The organism is Trinickia diaoshuihuensis (assembly GCF_003390925.1).
Classification (GTDB): Bacteria; Pseudomonadota; Gammaproteobacteria; order Burkholderiales; family Burkholderiaceae; genus Trinickia; species Trinickia diaoshuihuensis.
Genome location: NZ_QUBS01000085.1, coordinates 125,170 through 146,032 on the forward strand (window position 1 = coordinate 125,170; position 20,863 = coordinate 146,032).

Below are 20,863 nucleotides of genomic sequence, written 5' to 3' on the forward strand. Positions count from 1 at the left end.
CGCATCGGCGCGACGGCGTCTTCCCGGCCACTGGGCCGCGGGCGCCGGCGCTTCCCTAGCACCGCTTGCGGGCAATACGAAAGTGCGGGCAATATGTATGGGTTTTGCCTCACATTGAAGAAGCACGCAGATGACGACGAAACGACTCTTGACCGAAGCCGAAATCCTGAAGATGAGCGACAAGGATTACATGAACGAGGATCAGCTCGCCTTCTTCAAGAACAGGCTCGAACAGCTTCAAGCGGAAATCCTCCGCAACGCCGGGCAGACGACCGAGAACCTGCGCGAAACGGTGATCGTTCCCGATCCGGCGGATCGCGCGACGATCGAGGAAGAACACGCGCTCGAGCTTCGCACGCGCGACCGCGAGCGCAAGCTGCTGAAGAAAGTGCAGCAATCGCTCGCACGCATCGAAGCCGGCGATTACGGCTGGTGCGAGGAAACGGGCGAGCCGATCGGCATCCCGCGTCTGCTCGCGCGGCCCACCGCTACGCTTTCGCTCGAGGCGCAGGAGCGCCGCGAGTTGCGGCAGAAGCTGTTCGGCGACTGACGAGGCGCCGGCGCGGCGCTGCACGCCGCGCGCTTGCACGCTGCTTCCAACGAGGCGCGCGGTATCCCGCGCGCTTTTTTCTTTTCGGCGCCGGCCTTCAGGCGCCCGCCCCCTCTCGCCGCTCGGAAAAGCTTACCGATGCGAAGCGGATGACCGGGCGATCGTCCGATCGTCATCCCTCGCCCTTGATAAACCCGCGCACGCCCTAAAATGGGCTGAATGCGCGCGCGAGGATCACGAAGATCCTTCCCCGGCGCCCCCGTTTTCCACGCTCGCGCGGCCGAACGCCGCGGGGCTCCTTCGTATTCTCGAGGAATGCACCATGGAGCAATTTCACGGCACGACGATCGTTTCCGTGCGCAACGGCGACAAAGTTGCGCTCGGCGGCGACGGCCAAGTGACGCTCGGCAATATCGTCATGAAAGGCGGCGCAAAGAAAGTGCGCCGCATTTACAACGGCAAAGTCCTCGTCGGCTTCGCGGGCGGCACGGCCGACGCGTTCTCGCTGCTCGATCGTTTCGAGGCGAAACTCGAAAAGCATCAGGGCAATCTGACGCGGGCCGCCGTCGAGTTGGCGAAGGATTGGCGCACCGACCGCATGCTGCGCCGGCTCGAGGCGATGCTGATCACGGCCGACGCGCAAACGACCCTCGTCATCACCGGCAACGGCGACGTGCTCGATCCTGAAGGCGGCATTTGCGCGATCGGATCGGGCGGCGCGTATGCCCAGGCCGCGGCTCGCGCGCTGGCCGAGAACACCACGCTGTCGCCGCGCGAAATCGTCGAAAAGTCGCTCGAAATCGCCGGCGACATGTGCATCTACACGAACCATAACCGCGTCATCGAGACGATCGAATAAGCGCCAAGCGAGTGAGGAACCGATGAGCACCATGACCCCCGCCGAGATCGTCTCGGAACTCGACAAACACATCATCGGCCAAAACAAGGCCAAGAAAGCTGTGGCGGTGGCGCTGCGCAACCGCTGGCGCCGGCAACAGGTGGGCGAGCCGCTGCGTCAGGAAATCACGCCGAAAAACATCCTAATGATCGGGCCGACGGGCGTCGGCAAAACGGAGATCGCGCGGCGCCTGGCCAAGCTCGCCGATGCGCCGTTCATCAAGATCGAAGCGACTAAATTCACCGAGGTCGGTTACGTCGGCCGCGACGTGGACAGCATCGTGCGCGACCTCATCGAAATCGCCGTCAAGCAAACGCGAGAATCGGAGATGCGCAAAGTTCGCACGAAAGCGCAAGATCAAGCCGAAGACCGCATTCTCGACATTTTGTTGCCGAGCGCTCGTCCCGTCGGGTTCGGCGCGCAGGCCGCGAGCGAGGACACCGAAAGCGGCAACGCGACGCGCCAGACGTTCCGCAAACGCCTGCGCGAAGGGCAGCTCGACGACAAGGAGATCGAGCTCGACGTCGACTTGCCGCAAGTGGGCATGGACATCATGGGCCCGCCCGGAATGGAGGACATGACCGAGCAAATCCGCTCGATGTTCGCGAACCTCGGCGGCGGTAAAAAGACGCGCCGCAAGGTCAAGGTCAAAGAAGCGCTGAAGCTTTTGACCGACGAGGAAGCATCGAAGATGCTCAACGACGAGGAAGTGAAAGCGAAGGCCGTGCAGAACGTCGAGCAAAACGGCATCGTGTTCCTGGACGAGATCGATAAGATCGCCTCGCGCAGCGAAGCGGGCGGCGCCGAAGTGTCGCGCCAAGGCGTGCAGCGCGACTTGCTGCCGCTCGTCGAAGGGACGACGATCAACACGCGCTACGGCATGGTGAAGACCGATCACATTCTTTTCATCGCGAGCGGCGCCTTCCATCTGTCGAAACCGAGCGATCTGATCCCCGAGTTGCAAGGGCGCTTTCCGATCCGGGTCGAACTCGATTCGCTCTCGGTCGAGGACTTCGAATCGATCCTGATCGCCACCGATGCGAGCCTCGTGAAGCAATATCAAGCGCTGCTCGCGACCGAAGAGGTCGAACTGGAGTTCGCCCAGGACGGCATCAAGCGCATGGCCGAGATTGCCTTCTCGGTCAACGAGCGCACCGAAAACATCGGCGCGCGGCGCTTGTACACCGTGATCGAGAAGCTGCTCGAAGAAGTGTCGTTCTCGGCCGGCAACCATTCCGGGCAGAAGGTCACGATCGATGCTGCGTATGTCGATCGCGCGTTGGGCGACGTCGCGCAAAGCGAGGATCTCTCGCGCTACGTCCTGTGAAGTAGTACGGCTCGCATGAGCCGTGGCTTCGGCATCCGGTCCGATTTGAACGAATGGAGCGATCCCGGACGCGTTTGGCGTCAATGATCGCACGACTCACCATACGGTGAGGATCAATCCGTCGTTCATTCGGAGCGGAGGCACTCGTGAACATTTCATTCGATCGCGCGAAGCAGGCGCGTTTGGCCGCGGCCCTCGCGGCCGTGGCGTCGCTTTCTTGGCTGCCGGCAAACGGCACGGCACATGCCGCCACGGCTCGGCAAGCGCCTCGGGCGCAGCTCGCGGAGGGCATCGTCGAGGGCGTCAAGCTGCAGGGCCAATATAAAGACGTACGCGTATTCCGCGGCATCCCGTACGCGGCACCGCCCGTAGACGATTTTCGCTTCCGGGAACCCCAACGCGTAGCCCGCTGGGCCGGCGTGCGCGGCGCCAAGCAGTTCGGTCCTCGCTGCATGCAACCGAACGTCGCCGGCAAGCCGGACTTCCGCTCGACGGCCATGAGCGAGGACTGCCTCTATCTAAACGTGTGGACGCCCGCGAACAGCGCGGGCGCGAAGCTGCCGGTGCTCGTGTTCTTCCATGGGGGAGGATTCGTGTCCGGCGATGGGTCGGAGACTCGCTACGACGGCGCCCATCTCGCCTCGCGCGGCATCGTCGCCGTCACCTTGAACTATCGGCTCGGGGTGTTCGGCTTCCTCGCCCCGTCAGGAGTGCCCGGCGAATCTTCGCAGGAGGCGGCCGGGAACTTCGGCTGGCTCGATCAGCTCGCGGCGTTGCGCTGGGTGCGCCAAAACATCGCTCAATTCGGTGGCGATCCTTCGCAAGTCACGATCGCCGGCACGTCGGCCGGCTCGGTCTCCGTCAGCGCGCATATGAGCTCACCCCTATCGCGTGGGTTGTTCGCCCGGGCGGTAGGCCAAAGCGGCGGGGCCTTCGCGCCGCAGACCCTATGGACGAGAGCGCAATCCGAGCGCGCGGCGGCGGCGTTCTCGGCTCGCGTCGGCGCGGCATCGCTGCGGCAACTTCGCTCGCTGCCGGCACAAACGCTGCTTGCGGCGACGGCTCAGCCGCTGCGTTCGGAACAGCCGGCGATGTTCGAGCCAAGCGTGGACGGCTACTTCCTGAACGAATCGCCCGAGCAAGTCTTCGCCCGAGGCGGGCAATCTCAAGTGCCGCTGTTGTTGGGATCGAACGAACGGCAACAGCCGCCATCAACCGCGAGCGAGCCGGGTCAGGGCCGCCGAATCATGACGTTGCGCGAAAGGCTCGAGCGGTTCCGCGATCAAGTGGACGTCAAACTGGCTCACTATCCCGGCATCGATGAAGTCACGCAAAGTACGCGGCGATGGATGGATCTACAGAGGCAAACGGGACAAGCTCCCATCTTTTACTACCGCTATACGCACGACCTGCCGCGCGAGGTTCGCCTCGACACCGGGACGGTGCATCCGCCGGTACTCGGGGCCGCGCAAGACGCGCAGCTAGCGTACTCGCTCGGCAATCCCGGCAGCCCGGACCGGTCCCCTTGGACGGCCGCCGATTACGACGTCTCGCGCATCTTTTCTAGCTATCTGGAGCAATTCGTGAAGACGGGGAATCCCAACGGAGCCGCATCGGCGCCCGGCGAGCCGCCCGAGGGAAACGCTGGGCCGCGCAGCACGAGCTCCGTGCCGAATTGGCCGGCATTGCGGGTCGAGCGACAAGGCGTCTTGCGGCAGGTCATCGGACAGAACACCCACTCCGTGTGGGACGCAGGCGAGACGCCGCAGCAATCCGACATGTCGGCGATTTCCGTCGCTTCCGGAGTTCGTCTACCGTAATTCGGTCGGAAACGGAACGACACGCGCCGCGCCGATTTGTACGACGTCGATGATCGAATCTCCTACCGCCACGGCGGGCCCATTGGACGAAAGTCCGGTCGAAAAAGGAGGCAATTCGTGCAGACATCGTCGAATCACTCAGCAAGGCGCCATCTCGTCACAGCCATCGCCACGGCGACAGCCCTTTTATGCAGCACCGCCGCATCGGCGGTACCGGCGAACGCCGCGCGAGCTGCGCTGGCGCCTCAAATCAAACTAGCCGACGGCGTCATCGAAGGCTTGCAGATGCGAGGACAGAAGAAGGACGTGCGCGTCTTCCGAGGCATCCCCTATGCGGCGCCGCCCGTCGGCGAATACCGCTTCCGCGAACCGCAGCCCGTCGCTCGCTGGGCGGGCGTGCGGCAAGCACGGCAGTTCGGGCCGCGCTGCATGCAGCCGGTTCCCGCGAGCAAAAGCAATGCGCGCGCGAAGGAGATGAGCGAGGACTGCCTCTATCTAAACGTCTGGGCGCCCAACCAGGCGGCAGATAAGAAGCTGCCGGTGCTCGTGTACTTCCACGGCGGAGGATTCACCGCGGGGGACGGCTCGGATCCGAGGTACGACGGCGCGAACCTTGCGGCGCGCGGTATCGTGATGGTGACGGTCAATTACCGGCTCGGCGTCTTCGGCTTTCTCGCCCCGCCCGAGGCCGCGCGCGAATCGTCGCATGGCACGGCCGGCAATTACGGGCTCCTCGATCAAGTCTCGGCCCTACGGTGGGTGCGAGACAATATTGCGCAGTTCGGCGGCGATCCGTCGAAGGTCACGATCGCCGGATCGTCGGCAGGGTCGATGTCCGTCAGCGCGCATATGGCCTCGCCGCTTTCGCGCGGGCTGTTCGCGGGCGCGATCGGTCAAAGCGGCGGCGCGTTCGCGCCCACCGCGTTTTGGACACGGCAGGAGGCCGAACAAGCGGGTAGCCAATTCGCGGCACGCGTCGGCGCCGCATCGCTACAGCAACTGCGGTCCCTCCCGGCACACGCGCTCCTCACGGCCGCGGGGCAATCAGGCCTCACGCCGGAGTCCATCCCGTTTTTGCCCAGCATCGACGGCCACTTTTTGACGGAGTCGCCCGAGCAAGTCTTTACGAACGGTGGACAGGCGCAGGTCCCGCTGATGTTGGGATCGAATTCGCAAGAGCAGCCGTATACGGCGCTCCTAGGCGACGCGGAGCCAACGCCGGAGAACTGGCGTCAAGCCGTGAAAGCGAAGTTTCCGGCGCACGCCGAAGAGGTGCTCGCGCATTACCCGGGTAACGATGAAAACGAGGTCAAACACGCCGCCACCGCGCTGGCGAGCGACCTGTTCATCGGCCACGGAACGTGGCGATGGATGGAGCGGCACCGCGAGACCGGGCGCTCGCCCGTGTTCTACTACCGCTACACTCAACCGCTGCCGCCCGAGGTCCAGCGTGCAGGTCAGCCGCGGGACACCGATCCTCGCCTCGGGGCGAAACACAGCGCCCAAGTCCCCTATGCGCTCGGTAACCTGGAGCACGTACGCCGGTACGCGTGGACGGCCGCCGACTACGACGTATCCCGGATGTTCTCGAGCTATGTCGAGCAATTCGTGAAAACGGGCAATCCGAGCGGTACGGTGCCCGACACATCGGGCGCTTCGCCCGAGGGCACGACCGCGCGTGATGAAGGATGGCTACCGCGTTGGCCCGCAGTTATCGCCGACAATCGGGGCATGCTCATGCAAGTCATCGGCGAGCGAACGAGTTCGGTGTGGGACCGCAGCGCACCGCGGCAAGGGCTCGTCCAGCGGCTCACGGCTCCGGGGCAGCCGGCCGTTGCGCCCGAGCAAGTCGCCGTCGAAACCGCGCCGGCGCCGGCCGCTCGATAAAAGCGCGTAAATGATGACGTCCGGCCGCTCGGTGCGGCCGGCCTTCCGGTCCAACGAATATCGACTCTATCTCGTCGAGCGCGTTCTCACCCGCTTATGCATTCCGGCGCGAGCGGCGCTCATGCGGATGCGGTCCACGGGTTAAGAAGGTCGACACCTGTCGGAACGAAGTCGGCAACATTCCGAGTCACAACTGTCATTCCATGCACCAACGCGGTCGCAGCGATCAGAGCATCACGCTCCGAGCGTCGATCCGGCACGTGCAGTCGAGCACATCGTTGTGCAACGATACCGTCGATAGGCAATGTCCTCGAGGAGAACTCTGGGATGACATGGTGGTCAAGCCAACTTCTCAACATTTGCCCCTGGTAGGCGTCGCGCCGCTCTATCTGCAAAACCCCGGTCTCCAGTTCCATGACCGTAATCGCCGAGATGAAGAGCGAGGCGGCATCGACGCTTGCCGCCCAAAGGGACACATTGGCGTCAGCCTTACCTGCTTTTACTTTCCGTAACTCAGATACGACATTGGTGTCGATCACATACATCATGTGAAGTCAGCCGGTTGAGACTCAAATTCAACACGGGGCGGTTCGAATTCAATATCTTCGACGCCCGGCATCGCTAGCGCGTCGGCGATATTCCGCCTCTGTTGCGTGAGCTTTTGATAGTCCTCAAAGCTCAAGAGGACATGCGCGGGCCGCCCACGATCCGTTATAAAGACCGGGCCTTCCTTCGCAGCCTTCTTGGCTCGGGTCACGTCGTGATTGAGTTCCCTGCTCGATAGCGTCGTTATCGTCATGACGGCACCCTCTTGTGAATTGTAGGTATGTTACTACATTTAATACCCAGAGGCAACCGCCGTTGATCCCCCCTGAAAGCGCGAACGGCATCGACTAGCAAGCTCGCGAGATGCCGCTCGCCACGGTCTCACCGTACCCGCCCTCACTTCACTGCTTCACAGGCCGTTTCGCGAGCTTGCGTTGCAGTGTCCGCCGATGCATGTTCAACGCCCGCGCCGTGGCCGAGATGTTGCCGCCGTTCTCGGCCAGCGCGCGCTGGATGTGCTCCCACTCGAGCCGCGCCACCGACAGCAGCGTCGGATGTTCGATTGCCGCTTCGGCTTGCGCCGCGCTGGCCTCGCTTTGCAGCGCCGCCAGAATCGATTCGACGTTCGCCGGCTTGGCGAGGTAATTGTCGGCGCCGTCTTTCACGGCCTGCACCGCGGTGGCGATGCTGGCATAGCCCGTGAGCACGAGCATCCGCGCGTCGGGTTGCAATTCGCGCAGCGGCGCGACGAGGCTCAAGCCCGAATCGCTGCCCAGATGCAAATCGACGGTCATGAAGTCGAACCGGTGCTGGTTGGCCAGCGCGATCGCCTCGTCGGCGTTGTGCGCCTGATGCACCGTGAAGCCCCGGCGCGTCAACCCGCGCGCCAAGATGCCCGAGAACACCTCGTCGTCGTCGATGACGAGAAATAGATTGCCGCTCATAGTTCTTTCTCCTTGGAATTCGGTGATGCAGGTGCGGCACGCCGCGGTTGTCCTTCGTCCTTGGCGGCCGGGACCCGCAGCACGGCGCGCGTGCCGCGCGATGGCCCATCGAGCAGCTCGATCGATCCGTTCAGCCGCGAAGCTGCCGCGAAGGCGAGATAAAGGCCGACGCCGTGGCCGCCCTGCGTGCTGTCGACCGGCGCGGCGCCAAGCTTCGTTCGTAGCGCCGGCGAGATCCCCGGCCCCGAATCGCAGACCTCGAATTCGATGAACCCGTCCGTCGCGGCGGCGGCGAGCGTCACATGATCGCTGCTCACGCGCGCGGCGTTGTCGAGCAAGATGGTCAAGATCTGGCCGACGGCGGCGGTCTCGTCGAGCCATACGTCGTCCGGCACCGCGCCGAGACGCTCGAACTTCACATGCGGGTGACGCAGCCGCCATTGTTCGCAAAAGCTCGTGAGCCAATGGCCGAGCCGCTCGCGCGCGGGCGACACCGATGCGCGCGAGCGCAGGCGCGCAAGCGCCGAGGTGCACAGCGTCATCTGCTGTTCGAGCAGCGCGAAATCGTCGGCATACGGTGCGAGACCTTCGTCGTGCTTGGCTGCCTCGCGCAACTCCTCGGTCACCATGGCGATGGTCGAAAGCGGGGTGCCCATCTCATGCGCGACGGTCGCCGCTTGCACGCCGAGCGCCACGGCGCGCTCGTCGCGCAACAGCCGTTGCTGCGCATCGCCGAGCGCCGCGTCGCGCTGGCGCAGCGCGGCAGACATCCGCGCGACGAACCACGCGATGAGCCCGACGCTGACCATGAAGTTCACCCACATGCCCGTGCGGTAGTAGTCGAACACGTTCGCGGGGTTGTCCATGTTCAGCGGGACCGAATCGAACCCGAGCGCGACGTAGCAGCACATCGCGAAGATCGCGAGCCAGATCATGTGCCGCCACGGAAGCACAGCCGCCGCGATCGCAAGCGAGGGCAAGTACAGCGAGACGAATGGGTTCGTCGTGCCGCCCGACAAAAATAACAGCGCCGAAAGCGCGCCGAGATCGACCCATAACTGGCCGAGCAATTCCAGGTCGGTTTCGGGCCGCGCGCTGGCCACGCGTATCCACGTCGCGGCGTTGAAGATCGCCTCGAGTGCGATGATGATCAGCATGGCCGGCAACGGCAAATGCACGCCGAAGAACGTCTGCACGACGGCGATCGTGACGAGTTGCCCAATGATCGCCAGGCACCGCAGCCAAAACAGGTGCCCGAGATTCATCCGGCCGGTATTCGTAATACGGTGCATCGAAGTCTACTGTCCGGTATGGTCGAGTTCGGCGTCCGGCCCGCCCGGCGCCGCGCCGCCGGCAGCCAGTTCAGCGGCATAGCAAGCCGGACATAGGCACGCCGGGTTCGCGCCGCCCGCGGCGGCGGACCGCAGCGCCGGTAGGCGCGCGCACCAACAGTCGAACGGCCGCGTCATGCTGCCGCAGTCGAACGCGTCCCCGCAGCGCGCGCAACGCGCGCTCGGATCCAGTTCGAGCGGGTAATCGGAAGCGTCCATCGGCGGTACGGTTAGGTCGAACACGAAAAGTGTCGTAAAAACAATACGGTGTACCGATAATGCCAGCGTTGTCGGCACGCCGCATGCATCTTTGTCAAAGAATCGGCGCGTCATACGCGCACTGCGACCAAAAACCGCGGGTAGCCGGCGCACTCCTGTACAATTCGGCCTGTTTTCGCCCCCCCGTTTGAACCGTTGCCTGCCGAGCTTGCCGCCATGTCCGAGCCTCTCGACCTCGCCCAGATGCCGCCCACGCTGAAAGCCGAAATTCTGGCCGAGGCATTGCCTTATATTCGCCAATACCACGGCAAAACCGTCGTCATCAAATACGGCGGCAATGCAATGACCGAGGAGCGCCTGAAACAAGGGTTCGCACGCGATGTGATCCTGCTCAAGCTCGTCGGCATCAATCCCGTCATCGTGCACGGCGGCGGCCCGCAAATCGATCAGGCGCTCAAGAAGATCGGCAAGCAGGGCACGTTCATCCAAGGCATGCGGGTGACGGACGAAGAAACGATGGAAGTCGTGGAATGGGTGCTCGGCGGCGAAGTACAGCAAGACATCGTTACGCTCATCAATCACTTCGGCGGCCATGCCGTGGGCCTCACCGGCAAGGACGGCGGCCTCATCCACGCCCGCAAGCTGATGATGCCGGATCGCGACAACCCGGGGCAGTACGTCGACATAGGCCAAGTCGGCGAGGTCGAATCGATCAACCCGGCCGTGGTTCGCGCGCTGCAAGACGACGCGTTCATCCCCGTCATCTCGCCGATCGGCTTCGGCGAAGACGGGCTGTCGTACAACATCAACGCCGATCTCGTCGCGGGCAAGCTCGCCGTCGTGCTCAACGCCGAAAAGCTCGTCATGATGACGAACATCCCCGGCGTCATGGACAAATCCGGCAATCTGCTAACCGATCTTTCGGCGCGCGAAATCGACGCGTTGTTCGAAGACGGCACGATTTCGGGCGGCATGCTGCCGAAGATCGCCTCGGCGCTCGATGCGGCCAAGAGCGGCGTGCGTTCGGTCCACATCATCGACGGCCGCATCGAACATTCGGTGCTGCTCGAAATTCTGACCGAGCAGCCGTTCGGCACGATGATCCGCTCGCACTGAGCGCGACGTGTTCCGGCCAAGCCGGACTCCGCCTCGAACGCCGCCACCGATCACCTGCCGATGCCCGTCTCGCCGCACGCCACCCGACGTCCCCGCATCCGTCCGCGCGGGGGCAGCCCGGTATGGCTGTTCGATCTCGACAACACGCTGCACCACGCCTCGCACGCGATTTTTCCGGCGATCAACGAGGCGATGACGCGCTATATCGTCGATGCACTCAGCGTCGAGCGGGCCGAAGCCGACCAACTGAGGCTGCGCTACGGACGGCGCTACGGCGCCACGCTGCTCGGACTCACGCGCCATCATCCGATCGATCCGCACGATTTTTTGCGCGTCGTCCATACGTTCCCCGACTTGCCGGCGATGGTGCGCGCCGAGCGCGGCCTGGCGCGGCTCGTCGCTTGCCTGCCCGGACGCAAACTGATCCTGACGAACGGACCTGAAAACTATGCGCGCGCCGTGCTCGCCGAGCTGGGCATCGAGCGCCTCTTCGAGCGCGTGATTGCGATCGAGCATATGCGCCGGCGCGGGGCTTGGCACGCCAAGCCGGACTTGCCGATGTTGCGACGGGTGCTGCGCGAAGCGCGCGTGCCGATGCAAGAGGCGATTCTCGTCGAAGATACGCGCTCGCACCTGAAGCGCTATAAGCGGCTCGGCATCCGCACGGTTTGGATCGTGGGACACCTTCCCGCGCTCAAGCGTCCCGACGGTACGGCGGCGCGATGGCCGGGTAGTGGTCGCCCCCACTATGTCGATCGGCGCATTCGTTCGCTAAAATCGCTCCGACCGGGTCACGAAACGGGGCGCCCATGGAGCCGATTCGAGAGCAGGACGCGGACTTAGCCCGCGACAGCGAGACGAGAAGCGCCGCGCGCGCACCGCGCATGAAGCCGGGCGAGCGGCGCGTGCATATTTTGCGGACGCTCGCGGCCATGCTCGAGGCGCCCAAGACCGAGAAAATCACGACGGCGGCGCTCGCCGCGCGGCTCGGCGTCTCCGAGGCGGCGCTCTACCGTCAATTCGCGAGTAAAGCGCAAATGTTCGAGGCGCTCATCGAATTCATCGAGGCGACCTTCTTCGGCCTCATCAACCAAATCGCCGAAAAGGAGCCGAACGGCGTTCTACAAGCGCGCGCCATCGGCATGATGCTGTTGAACTTCGCGGCCAAAAATCCCGGTATGACGCGGGTGCTGACCGGCGAAGCCCTCGTGGGCGAGCACGCTCGGCTGGCCGAACGCGTGGGACAGATGCTCGAGCGCGTCGAAACCTCGGTCAAGCAATGCCTGCGCATCGCCGTCATGGAGGCCAACCAGGCCGCGGCCGGCCGGGAGTTGGAAGCCGCGGCGGGCGATCCCGCGGCGGGCGATCCCGCGGCGGGCGATCCCGCGGCGGGCGGTGCGCTGCCGCCCGACTACGATCCCGCCATGCGCGCGAATCTGCTAGTGAGCTACGTTGTGGGCCGCTGGCATCGCTATGCGCGCAGCGGCTTCACGCGCGCGCCCGCGGAGCATGCCGATGCGCAATTGCGGCTGATCTTGCAGGTGGGCTCACCGCTTTGACAGGCCGCTCGCACGGGCGGTATGCTGCCGCGCATCGGCCCTAGTGCGGCTGCGCAGGCAGGGCGCCGGTCAAGCGCCGCGTCGAACCACAAAAACGAACAAATATCGGGGAACGTGATGCGGGGCGAAAAATGGGTACGGGCGATGGCGCTCGTGAACGCGGCCGTGCTGGCAATGGTTGCGGTCGCGGCTTTAAGCACAGCGGCAGCGCTGGCTAAAGGGGTGGACAGCGCGGCACAGACGTTCGCAGGCGCGCTTATCTGCTCCGTACCCTTTGCGATGGCGTGGCGCGGACTGAACCGCAAAGCGTCGCCGAATCTGACGAATGCAGCGTCTGTCGTCAATTGGGCATCCGCGTTTCTGATGCTCCTGGTATTCGGAATCGCTGCGGCTTTGAGCGAGCGCATGACCTCGGGCACGTTCCGCCCCGTCGCGCTGGGACTGCTTTTTGTCGTCAATGCCAAGGTGCTCGCGTTCCGGAAAACCGAGCAGAGCAAACGGCCCGAACCCATCGAGCCGGTATGGCAAAGCCCGAGCGAAGGGACCGATGCGATAACCCTATCGCATGCCATCTCGCTCCCCGCCCCGGAGCCGGAGCGCACGACACCTGCGAATTACTTCTTGCGCCACTGGCGTGGCGAACTGCCGCTGCCGGTCTCGTACTGGATCAACGGGGGCTTGCTCGGTGTGGTGACGGCGGGAATTTTTGCCTCGGTCGCGACGCTCGAGCGTCGAACTCTGGCGTCATTGCGTGTCGTCGCGGTAACGACGCTTGCCGTCTTGATTGCGTCGCTGCTCTCGTCTGGCTGGTCGACTGTGGGTATCTGGCGATCCGCGGACCGTCACGCCTCGCGCGGCGGCGCGAGCGGCTGGGCGTTCGTCGCGCGTTGCATGGTCGTGCTCGGTGCGATCGGCGGCGTCATCAATTTGGTGAGTTCCGTCTTGCCGCAGATGCGCGTTTTCGGGTTGATCGCGATCGGCCAGGATCCGATCGGGCGCTTTCGCGTAAGCGTATCGCCCGATGGGCATGCAGTGCTTGTCGTCGGCACGTTGCGCGAAGGGGCGGCGGCCAAAATCATCGACGTGCTGGACGCCACCCCATCGGCACAATGGCTGGTGCTCGACTCGAACGGCGGGCGTGTGCTCGAGGCGCAGCAACTCGCCGGCGCGGTGCGCGCACGCAGGCTGGACACCTATGTCGAGCGGCTATGCGCGAGCGCTTGTACCTATGTCTTTCTCGCCGGGCGAACGCGCGCCGCCTCGCCTTACGCGCGAATCGGATTTCACCAGCCGAGCTTTGTCGGGCTCAACGCGTTGGGGCAGCAAAGGATCACACAGTCCATGCTCGACGACTACCGCGCCGCGGGCTTGCCTGCCGAGTTCATCGGGCAGATCGCCCGGACGCCGCCTCGCCAAATGTGGTATCCCGGCATTGCCGAACTTCAGCGCGCCAATGTCGTGACGGCGATACGGCGTCCTCCGGCGGTGCAGGCCCAATAACGACGGGCCCATGGCGCGTTATCCCGATTTCCGCTATCCTTTGCCGTCTATTGCCTTAAGCGGGCCCGGCTCCGGCGTTTGACCGGAACGGGAATCGCGCAAGGCGGCGCGCCGATTTGTCGACTCGATTGCGGGCGCGCGAACCCGAGCCGGTCTCGGGTTCACTATAAATGCGGCTAAAGAGGTCGTCAGCCGCGCACTGTCTCCCGCCCCGCGCATTGCCGACACCGTTTAGCCGCCCTATTAGAAGGCGGAATCCATGGAATCGATCGGCATCGTCGCTCCACAACGCATGCATTTCACCGAGCCGCTCGCGCTCAGAAGCGGCGCGTCGCTCGCCGGCTACGACCTCATGGTCGAGACGTATGGCACGCTCAATGCCGAGCGTTCGAACGCCGTGCTCGTCTGCCATGCGCTCAACGCGTCGCATCACGTCGCCGGCGTCTACGCCGACGACCCCAAAAACGTCGGCTGGTGGGACAACCTGGTGGGCCCGGGCAAGCCGCTCGACACTAACCGCTTCTTCGTGATCGGCGTGAACAACCTCGGTTCGTGTTTCGGCTCGACCGGCCCGATGAGTCTCGATCCGGCTACCGGCAAGCCGTACGGCGCCCGCTTTCCGGTCGTGACCGTCGAAGACTGGGTCAATGCCCAGGCGCGCGTGGCCGACGCGTTCGGCATCGAGCGCTTCGCGGCGGTCATGGGCGGCAGCCTTGGGGGGATGCAGGCGCTCGCCTGGAGCCTCATGTATCCGGACCGGGTCGGCCATTGCATCGTGATCGCCTCCACGCCGAAGCTCTCGGCGCAGAACATCGCGTTCAACGAGGTGGCGCGCTCGGCGATCCTCTCGGATCCCGACTTCCATGGCGGCGATTACTACGCACACGGCGTAAAGCCCCGCCGCGGGTTGCGCGTGGCCCGGATGATCGGCCACATCACGTACTTGTCCGACGACGACATGGCGACCAAGTTCGGGCGCGCGCTGCGCCGTCCGGCGGGCGGCACCGACGACGAGTACCACTTCAGCTTCGACGTCGAATTCGAGGTGGAGTCGTACCTGCGCTATCAAGGCGATAAGTTCGCCGACTACTTCGATGCGAACACCTACCTCTTGATCACGCGCGCGCTCGACTACTTCGATCCCGCCAAAGCGTTCGACGGCGATCTCACGGCTGCACTCGCCCACACGCGCGCGCAGTACCTCGTGGCCAGCTTCACGACCGATTGGCGTTTCGCGCCGACGCGCTCGCGCGAACTCGTCAAGGCGCTGCTCGATCACAAGCGGCGCGTCACGTACGCCGAAATCGACGCGCCGCACGGGCACGACGCCTTTTTGTTGGACGACGCGCGCTACCACAATGTCCTACGCGCCTATTACGAGCGCATTGCCGAGGAGGTCCGGGCATGAATCAAGCCGCCATCGATTCGCTTTCCACGCGGGCCGATTTCCGGGCCATAGCCCGCTGGGTGGAGCCCAATGCGACCGTGCTCGATCTCGGTTGCGGCGACGGGAGCCTGCTCGCGCTGCTGACCGAGGAACTCGGGGTGACGGGCTACGGCATCGAGATCAATGATGCGGGCGTGCTCGCTTGCGTCAAGCAAGGCGTCAACGTCATCCAGCAAAACCTCGAGGACGGCCTGCGGCTTTTCGAGGACGAGAGCTTCGATTTCGCCATCTTGTCGCAGACGCTGCAGACGATCCATCAAACCGCCGCGATCCTGCGCGAAACGGTGCGCGTCGGCAAGGAGTGCATCGTCTCTTTCCCGAACTTCGGTTTCTGGCCGCATCGGCTCTCGGTCCTGCAAGGCCGCATGCCCGTTTCGAAATCGCTGCCCTATCAATGGCACAACACGCCGAACGTCCGGGTGCTCACGATCAAGGACTTCGAAGCGCTCGCCCCCGAGGTCGGCATCGAGATATTGGACCGCGTCGTGCTGCACGGGGGCCACGCGGTCCGCTGGGGCGCGAACTGGCGTGGTAGTCTTGCGGTCTACCGCGTCAGGCGCGGCTCGAATCGAGCCACCCCCGCCTGAACGCGCCGCGTCAAAAGAGGCCGACCATCAAACGAGACATCGCTTCGCCTTCCGCATCGCATGAAAGCGCCGCGCTGAGCGCGCACGAAGCGCACCCCGGGTGGCGCGCTTTCCTGAACCGGCACATGCTCATTTGCGTCTTTCTCGGCTTCACGTCGGGATTGCCGCTGTTCACGCTCGTCTATCTCGTGCAAGCCTGGTTGCGCTCCGAAGGCGTCAACCTCAAGGAAATCGGCCTGTTCGCGCTCATTCAATTTCCTTATACGTGGAAGTTCGTCTGGGCGCCGCTGATGGATCGCTACGTGCCCCGGTTGCCGTTTTGGCGCCCGGGGCGCCGCCGCGGCTGGATGCTCGCCACGCAGTTGCTCGTGGCCGGCGCGATCGCCTCGCTCGGATTCGTCTCGCCGCGCGAGGCGATCTGGACCGTTGCCGCGCTAACCGCGCTCGTCGCCTTCTTCGGCGCGAGTCAAGACATCGTCATCGACGCCTACCGGCGCGAGTTGCTGGCCGATACCGAGCAAGGGCTCGGCAACGCGGTGCACGTGAATGCCTACAAGGTCGCGGCCCTCGTACCGGGTTCGCTCTCGTTGATTTTGTCGGACCATCTGCCCTGGACGGCCGTGTTCGCCGTCACGGGAGCGTTCATGCTGCCGGGCATCGTGCTTACGCTCGTCGTACGCGAGCCGCAAGTGCACGGCGCGCCGCCGAAAAATCTGCGCGAGGCCATCGTCTCGCCGCTGGCCGAGTTCGTCTCGCGCGACGGCCTCGCCGCCGCCGTGCTCGTGCTCTCGTTCGTGTTTCTCTACAAACTCGGCGACACGATGGCGACCACGCTGTCGACGTCGTTTTTCCTCGACCTCGGCTTCGACAAGACGCAGATCGGCGTGATCGCAAAGACCACCGCGTTTTGGGCTAGCCTGGCGGGCGGCATCATCGGCGGTGCCTGGCTCGTGAAGATCGGCATCGCGCGCGGTTTGTGGATCTTCGGCTTCGTCCAAATTCTCTCCACGCTCGGCTTCGCCTGGCTCGCGAAGATCGGCCCCTCGCCGGCCGCTCTCGCGCTGATCTACGGTTTCGAGACGTTCGCGACGGGCCTCACGCTCGCGGCGTTTACGGCCTACATCGCGAGCACCACCGACCCACGCTATACCGCCACGCAATTCGCGCTGTTCACGAGCCTGGCCTCGGTGCCGCGCACGCTGGCCTCCGCGGCCAGCGGGTTCGTCGTCGCGAAAATCGGCTGGTTCGACTACTTTCTCGTATGCGCCGCGCTGGCGGCGCCCGGCATGCTGCTCTTGCCGAAAATCGCACCGTGGCGTCAGCCGGGCTAGCGACGAGCGCGCGCGGCCGGATCTCTCCGATTCGCGCGCGTATTTGCTGTCCATAACGACGATGACAGCCAATTTTGATCCGCATTACGCCCGCTACGTTTCCGGGTGAATAGCACGGCATATCGCGCTACGCCAACTGTTCCTTTGGTCTTATTTGAAGGAATTACGCTAAATACCGGCAAGTTCTACAAGACAATGCTTCTCACGCCGCCTCGCATCCGTGCGGCGCCGATCAGGACCGATGCATATCGACATCGCTCCGCATAAATCCAATTCGGCATCAATCTCATTACGCCATTGCTTCATGGCGTCGATGATTCTTTCGCGTCTTCAATGCGAATTGCGGTCCCACTCATTAATTACGAATCGAGAGGATCATGATGAAGACTCAAATCACGGCAATGCATTTTCTTCCTTCGCTGCGTTCGTCGCGCCAACGTGCCGCAGTCGTGCTCGTCGCCGCGACGCTCGGCGTCTTCGCCCCCGCGACGCTGCGCGCATCCGTCCATGAACCGGCACCGCGCGTCGACCTACCCGCCGGCACGGTCGAAGGATTCAAAATATCCGCCAACGATATCCAAATCGAGAACTTCCGAGGCATCCCTTATGCGGCGCCGCCCGTCGGCGATCTGCGCTGGAAGCCCCCGCAACCGGTCGCGGCGTGGGCGGGCGTGCGCGAGGCCAAGCGCTTCGGCGCGCGCTGCATGCAGTTGCAGATGTTTCCGATGGAATTCCGCGCGCGCGACATGAGCGAGGACTGCCTTTTTTTAAACGTCTGGAAGCCGGCTCAAACGGCCGGCGAGAAACTGCCGGTGCTCGTCTACTTTTACGGCGGCGGCTTCGCCGCGGGGGACAGCTCCGAGCCGCGCTACGACGGTGCCGCGCTGGCATCGCGCGGCATGGTGACGGTCACGGTCAACTACCGCCTCGGCGTGTTCGGTTTCCTGGCGCTGCCGGAAATGGCGCGCGAATCTCCCCATGGCGCTGCCGGCAATTACGGCCTGCTCGATCAACATGCGGCGCTACGTTGGGTGCGCGAGAACATCGAGAAATTCGGCGGGGATCCCGATAGAGTTACGATCGGGGGCGAATCCGCAGGCTCCGTGGCCGTGAGCGCGCATATCGCCTCGCCGCTCTCGAAAGGGCTCTTCGCGCGCGCCATCGGACAAAGCGGCGCCGGCTTCGGTCCGCTCACCAATTGGACGCGCGAAGACGCGACGACGGCCGGGCAGGCTTTTCAACGCAAAATGAACGGCGCGTCGCTCAGCGACCTACGCAAAGTTTCGGCGCAAGCGCTCTTGGACGCCACCGGCCCCAAGGAGAAGCCCGAGTTCCTCTTCTGGCCTACCGTCGATGGCCATTTCCTCACGCAATCGCTCGAAGCAACCTATGCGGCAGGATCGCAGGCGCGGGTGCCGCTACTCGTCGGCAGCAATTCGCACGAGGCCCCGCACACGATGATCCTCGATGCGCAGCCGCCCACGCCGCAGAACTGGCGCACCGTCCTGAAGCGCGTATTCGGGCCCTACGCTACCGACGTGCTCGCGCTCTACCCGGGTAACGACGATGACGAGGTGCGGCGCTCGGCCACCTCGCTCGCGAGCGACATTTTCATCAGCCATGCCACGCGCCGCTGGGTCGACGCGCACCGGGAAACGAGCGGCGCACCGGTCTACTTCTACCTGTACACGCACAAGCGGCCGCAAAAGCGTAACCCCGAGCCGGGGCAGTTGCCCGAAGACGGCGCCGTGCATAGCAGCGAGATCAAGTACGCGCTCGGTACGCTCGGGCTGTCGAATCGATTCGTGTGGCGGCCGCAGGATCACGCGGTCTCGCGCATCTTCTCCGGGTATGTAGCCCACTTCGTGAAGACGGGCACGCCGAACGATCCATCTCTGCCGCCGTGGCCGGCGTCGCGCGAAGAACGCGGCGGGCTGTTGCGCCAAGAGATCGCGGTGGAAACGAAAACGATCAGCGATGCCGACGCGCCGCGGCACACGTTCTTGCGCCGGTACTACGCGGAAAACCCGCTATTGTCCGACAAGCGGCGCCGCTAAAGGCTTGCCGCGGCCCGCCCGGCGCCGCGGCGCTCACGATCGATCACTTCAACGTGTGGTCGTAATCGACCGTCAGCGGCGCGTGATCGCTGAATTTGATGTCGCGGAAAATCGACGTCGCCTTCGCGGTGTCGGCAATGCCGGGTGTCGCGATTTGATAGTCGATACGCCACCCGACGTTCTTCGCGTACGCTTGGCCGCGGTTACTCCACCACGTGTATTGCTCGGGGCGCGAATCGAGCCGGCGAAACACGTCGACATAACCCACGTCGTCAAAGAGTTTGGTCAGCCAGGCGCGCTCCTCGGGCAAGCATCCGGAATTCTTCTGGTTGCTTTTCCAGTTCTTGATGTCGATTTCTTTATGCACGATGTTCACGTCGCCGCAGACAATCACTTCGCGCTCGGCGCGCAGCGCGGCCAGGTGCGGCATGAACTCGTCCATGAAACGGAACTTGGCCTGCTGCCGCTCCTCGCCGCTGGAGCCGGAAGGCACGTAGACCGAGATGACGGAAAGTTTGCCGAATCGCGCTTCGACGTAGCGCCCTTCGGGATCGAACTCCTCGCTACCGAAGCCGATCACGACATCGTCGGGCTCATGCCTCGTATAAAGTCCCGCCCCGCTATAGCCCTTCTTCACGGCGTGCTGGAAGTACCCCGTGAAGCCGTGCGGCGCGAGGAATTCGGGCGTCATGTCGTCTTGCGAGCACTTGACTTCCTGCACGCAAACGATATCCGCGCTCTGCTCCCCGAACCATTCGAAGAAGCCTTTTTTGGCCGCCGAACGAATGCCGTTCAAGTTGGCCGAAATCACTCGCAGCATGGTTGTCCTTGTTCTGTTCTACTGAATCGAAGTTAGGCGCGGCAAGCACCGCTTCATTTGATCGTAATGCCTTGCAGCGATGCCTTCGCGGGCGGGTATTCAAGATTCAAACTCTCGAACACCCGCAACAGCAACGCGGCCACCATGACGTTCCGATGCGATTTCGAATCGGCCGGAACGATGTACCAAGGCGCGCGCTCGGTCGAGGTGGCCGCCAATGCCTCGGTATAGGCGGATTGATAGGCATCCCAATGCTCGCGAGCCTCGAGATCGGCGAGGTCGAACTTCCAATGTTTCGTATCGTCGTCGATCCGCGCTTGCAAACGCTCGCGCTGCTGGTCCTTCGAAATGTGCAGGAAGCACTTCAAGATGGCCGTACCCGAATCGGCCAACAGCGTCTCGAAATGCCGAATATGGGCGTATCGGCAGGCGAGTTCCGAATTATTCAACTCGCCCCGGATGCGAGGCACGAGCACATCCTCGTAATGGCTTCGGTTGAAGATCGTCAGTTCGCCGGCCGCGGGCGCTTGACGGTGCACGCGCCAAAGAAAATCGTGGGCGGCTTCCTCGGGCGTCGGCGCGCGAAACGTCGCGACGCGCAATCCGAGCGGATCGACCTCATGAAAGACGGCGCGAATCGTACCGTCCTTGCCGCTCGTATCCATACCCTGCAAAACGAGCAGGACACGCTCGCGGCGCTGCGCGTGCAAGCGCTCTTGCATCTCGTCGAGCTTGGCGGCGTAGCCGGCCAAACGTTCGCGGTCGGCCAGCTTCGAACCGGCCGAGAAGGGCTTCGCGCCCGGGTCGAAATCTGCAAGCGAGAATGCCTTTTCTGCTCGATCGCCGTCGTGAAACGGGACCCGGTAGTCGTCCAGTCGCGCGCGCTTGCCCATGCCCTCTCATGCCCTTTTCGTTGGTCTGACA

20 protein-coding genes are annotated in these 20,863 nt (G+C 63.9%); 13 read left to right on the forward strand and 7 right to left on the reverse strand.

Annotation, left to right across the window (positions count from 1 at the left end):
• Positions 1-130 precede the first annotated feature (130 nt).
• The 5 genes from dksA to DXT59_RS23855 all read left to right on the forward strand — a co-directional run bounded on the left by dksA (position 131) and on the right by DXT59_RS23855 (position 6,482).
• Positions 131-550, forward strand: coding sequence for an RNA polymerase-binding protein DksA (gene dksA, locus DXT59_RS23835; RefSeq protein ID WP_116139816.1), 420 nt, complete (start codon positions 131-133; stop codon positions 548-550).
• A 322-nt stretch (positions 551-872) separates the two neighbouring features.
• A complete protein-coding gene (gene hslV, locus DXT59_RS23840) occupies positions 873-1,409 on the forward strand; it encodes an ATP-dependent protease subunit HslV (RefSeq protein WP_116139818.1) in 537 nt (178 codons plus the stop codon).
• A gap of 22 nt (positions 1,410-1,431) precedes the next feature.
• The gene (hslU, locus tag DXT59_RS23845) at positions 1,432-2,775 is read left to right on the forward strand and encodes an ATP-dependent protease ATPase subunit HslU (protein ID WP_116139820.1); all 1,344 of its coding nucleotides are present in this window, start codon (positions 1,432-1,434) and stop codon (positions 2,773-2,775) included.
• Positions 2,776-2,921: 146 nt separating this feature from the next.
• Positions 2,922-4,595, forward strand: a complete 1,674-nt coding sequence (locus DXT59_RS23850; RefSeq protein WP_116139822.1) for a carboxylesterase/lipase family protein — start codon at positions 2,922-2,924, stop codon at positions 4,593-4,595.
• 117 nt (positions 4,596-4,712) lie between these two features.
• The gene (locus DXT59_RS23855) at positions 4,713-6,482 is read left to right on the forward strand and encodes a carboxylesterase/lipase family protein (protein WP_240324639.1); all 1,770 of its coding nucleotides are present in this window, start codon (positions 4,713-4,715) and stop codon (positions 6,480-6,482) included.
• A 119-nt stretch (positions 6,483-6,601) separates the two neighbouring features.
• On the opposite strand, the gene DXT59_RS23860 is transcribed toward DXT59_RS23855, so the two are convergent.
• The 5 genes from DXT59_RS23860 to DXT59_RS23880 form a co-directional block, all read right to left on the reverse strand.
• A complete protein-coding gene (locus DXT59_RS23860; protein ID WP_205417468.1) occupies positions 6,602-7,030 on the reverse strand; it encodes a type II toxin-antitoxin system VapC family toxin in 429 nt (142 codons plus the stop codon).
• Positions 7,027-7,281 (reverse strand): type II toxin-antitoxin system Phd/YefM family antitoxin, encoded by a 255-nt coding sequence (locus DXT59_RS23865; protein WP_116139824.1) that lies wholly within the window; start codon positions 7,279-7,281, stop codon positions 7,027-7,029. Before DXT59_RS23865 ends, DXT59_RS23860 begins: the two co-directional genes overlap by 4 nt.
• Before the next feature lie 148 nt (positions 7,282-7,429).
• Positions 7,430-7,972 (reverse strand): response regulator transcription factor, encoded by a 543-nt coding sequence (locus tag DXT59_RS23870; protein ID WP_116139826.1) that lies wholly within the window; start codon positions 7,970-7,972, stop codon positions 7,430-7,432.
• Positions 7,969-9,264 carry an ATP-binding protein gene (locus DXT59_RS23875; RefSeq protein WP_116139828.1) on the reverse strand — a complete coding sequence of 432 codons (1,296 nt, stop codon included), beginning with the start codon at positions 9,262-9,264 and terminating at the stop codon, positions 7,969-7,971. Before DXT59_RS23875 ends, DXT59_RS23870 begins: the two co-directional genes overlap by 4 nt.
• Positions 9,265-9,270: 6 nt before the next feature.
• Positions 9,271-9,546 carry a cysteine-rich CWC family protein gene (locus DXT59_RS23880; protein ID WP_420823424.1) on the reverse strand — a complete coding sequence of 92 codons (276 nt, stop codon included), beginning with the start codon at positions 9,544-9,546 and terminating at the stop codon, positions 9,271-9,273.
• A 192-nt stretch (positions 9,547-9,738) separates the two neighbouring features.
• Here DXT59_RS23880 and argB point away from each other — a divergent pair, with 192 nt between their 5' ends.
• The 8 genes from argB (at position 9,739) to DXT59_RS23925 (ending at position 19,119) form a co-directional block, all read left to right on the forward strand.
• Positions 9,739-10,638, forward strand: a complete 900-nt coding sequence (gene argB, locus DXT59_RS23885) for an acetylglutamate kinase (protein WP_116139832.1) — start codon at positions 9,739-9,741, stop codon at positions 10,636-10,638.
• Between the two features lie 60 nt (positions 10,639-10,698).
• A complete protein-coding gene (locus DXT59_RS23890; RefSeq protein WP_116139834.1) occupies positions 10,699-11,481 on the forward strand; it encodes a pyrimidine 5'-nucleotidase in 783 nt (260 codons plus the stop codon).
• A complete protein-coding gene (slmA, locus tag DXT59_RS23895; protein ID WP_116139836.1) occupies positions 11,448-12,197 on the forward strand; it encodes a nucleoid occlusion factor SlmA in 750 nt (249 codons plus the stop codon). Before DXT59_RS23890 ends, slmA begins: the two co-directional genes overlap by 34 nt.
• Before the next feature lie 117 nt (positions 12,198-12,314).
• A complete protein-coding gene (locus tag DXT59_RS23900; protein WP_162878225.1) occupies positions 12,315-13,697 on the forward strand; it encodes a COG3904 family protein in 1,383 nt (460 codons plus the stop codon).
• A gap of 259 nt (positions 13,698-13,956) precedes the next feature.
• Positions 13,957-15,105, forward strand: a complete 1,149-nt coding sequence (metX, locus tag DXT59_RS23910) for a homoserine O-succinyltransferase MetX (protein WP_116139840.1) — start codon at positions 13,957-13,959, stop codon at positions 15,103-15,105.
• On the forward strand, positions 15,102-15,731 hold the full coding sequence (metW, locus tag DXT59_RS23915) for a methionine biosynthesis protein MetW (protein WP_116139842.1): 630 nt from the start codon (positions 15,102-15,104) through the stop codon (positions 15,729-15,731). Before metX ends, metW begins: the two co-directional genes overlap by 4 nt.
• A 38-nt stretch (positions 15,732-15,769) precedes the next feature.
• Complete coding sequence (locus DXT59_RS23920; RefSeq protein WP_116139844.1) at positions 15,770-17,062, forward strand: AmpG family muropeptide MFS transporter; 1,293 nt, start codon at positions 15,770-15,772, stop codon at positions 17,060-17,062.
• A gap of 377 nt (positions 17,063-17,439) precedes the next feature.
• Positions 17,440-19,119 (forward strand): carboxylesterase/lipase family protein, encoded by a 1,680-nt coding sequence (locus tag DXT59_RS23925; protein ID WP_240324641.1) that lies wholly within the window; start codon positions 17,440-17,442, stop codon positions 19,117-19,119.
• 43 nt (positions 19,120-19,162) lie between these two features.
• Here the strand turns inward: DXT59_RS23925 and DXT59_RS23930 are convergent, their stop codons facing one another.
• Both DXT59_RS23930 and DXT59_RS23935 read right to left on the reverse strand, forming a co-directional pair.
• Complete coding sequence (locus tag DXT59_RS23930) at positions 19,163-19,939, reverse strand: exodeoxyribonuclease III (RefSeq protein ID WP_116139846.1); 777 nt, start codon at positions 19,937-19,939, stop codon at positions 19,163-19,165.
• 53 nt (positions 19,940-19,992) lie between these two features.
• A complete protein-coding gene (locus DXT59_RS23935; protein ID WP_116139848.1) occupies positions 19,993-20,832 on the reverse strand; it encodes a PPK2 family polyphosphate kinase in 840 nt (279 codons plus the stop codon).
• Positions 20,833-20,863: the final 31 nt, after the last annotated feature.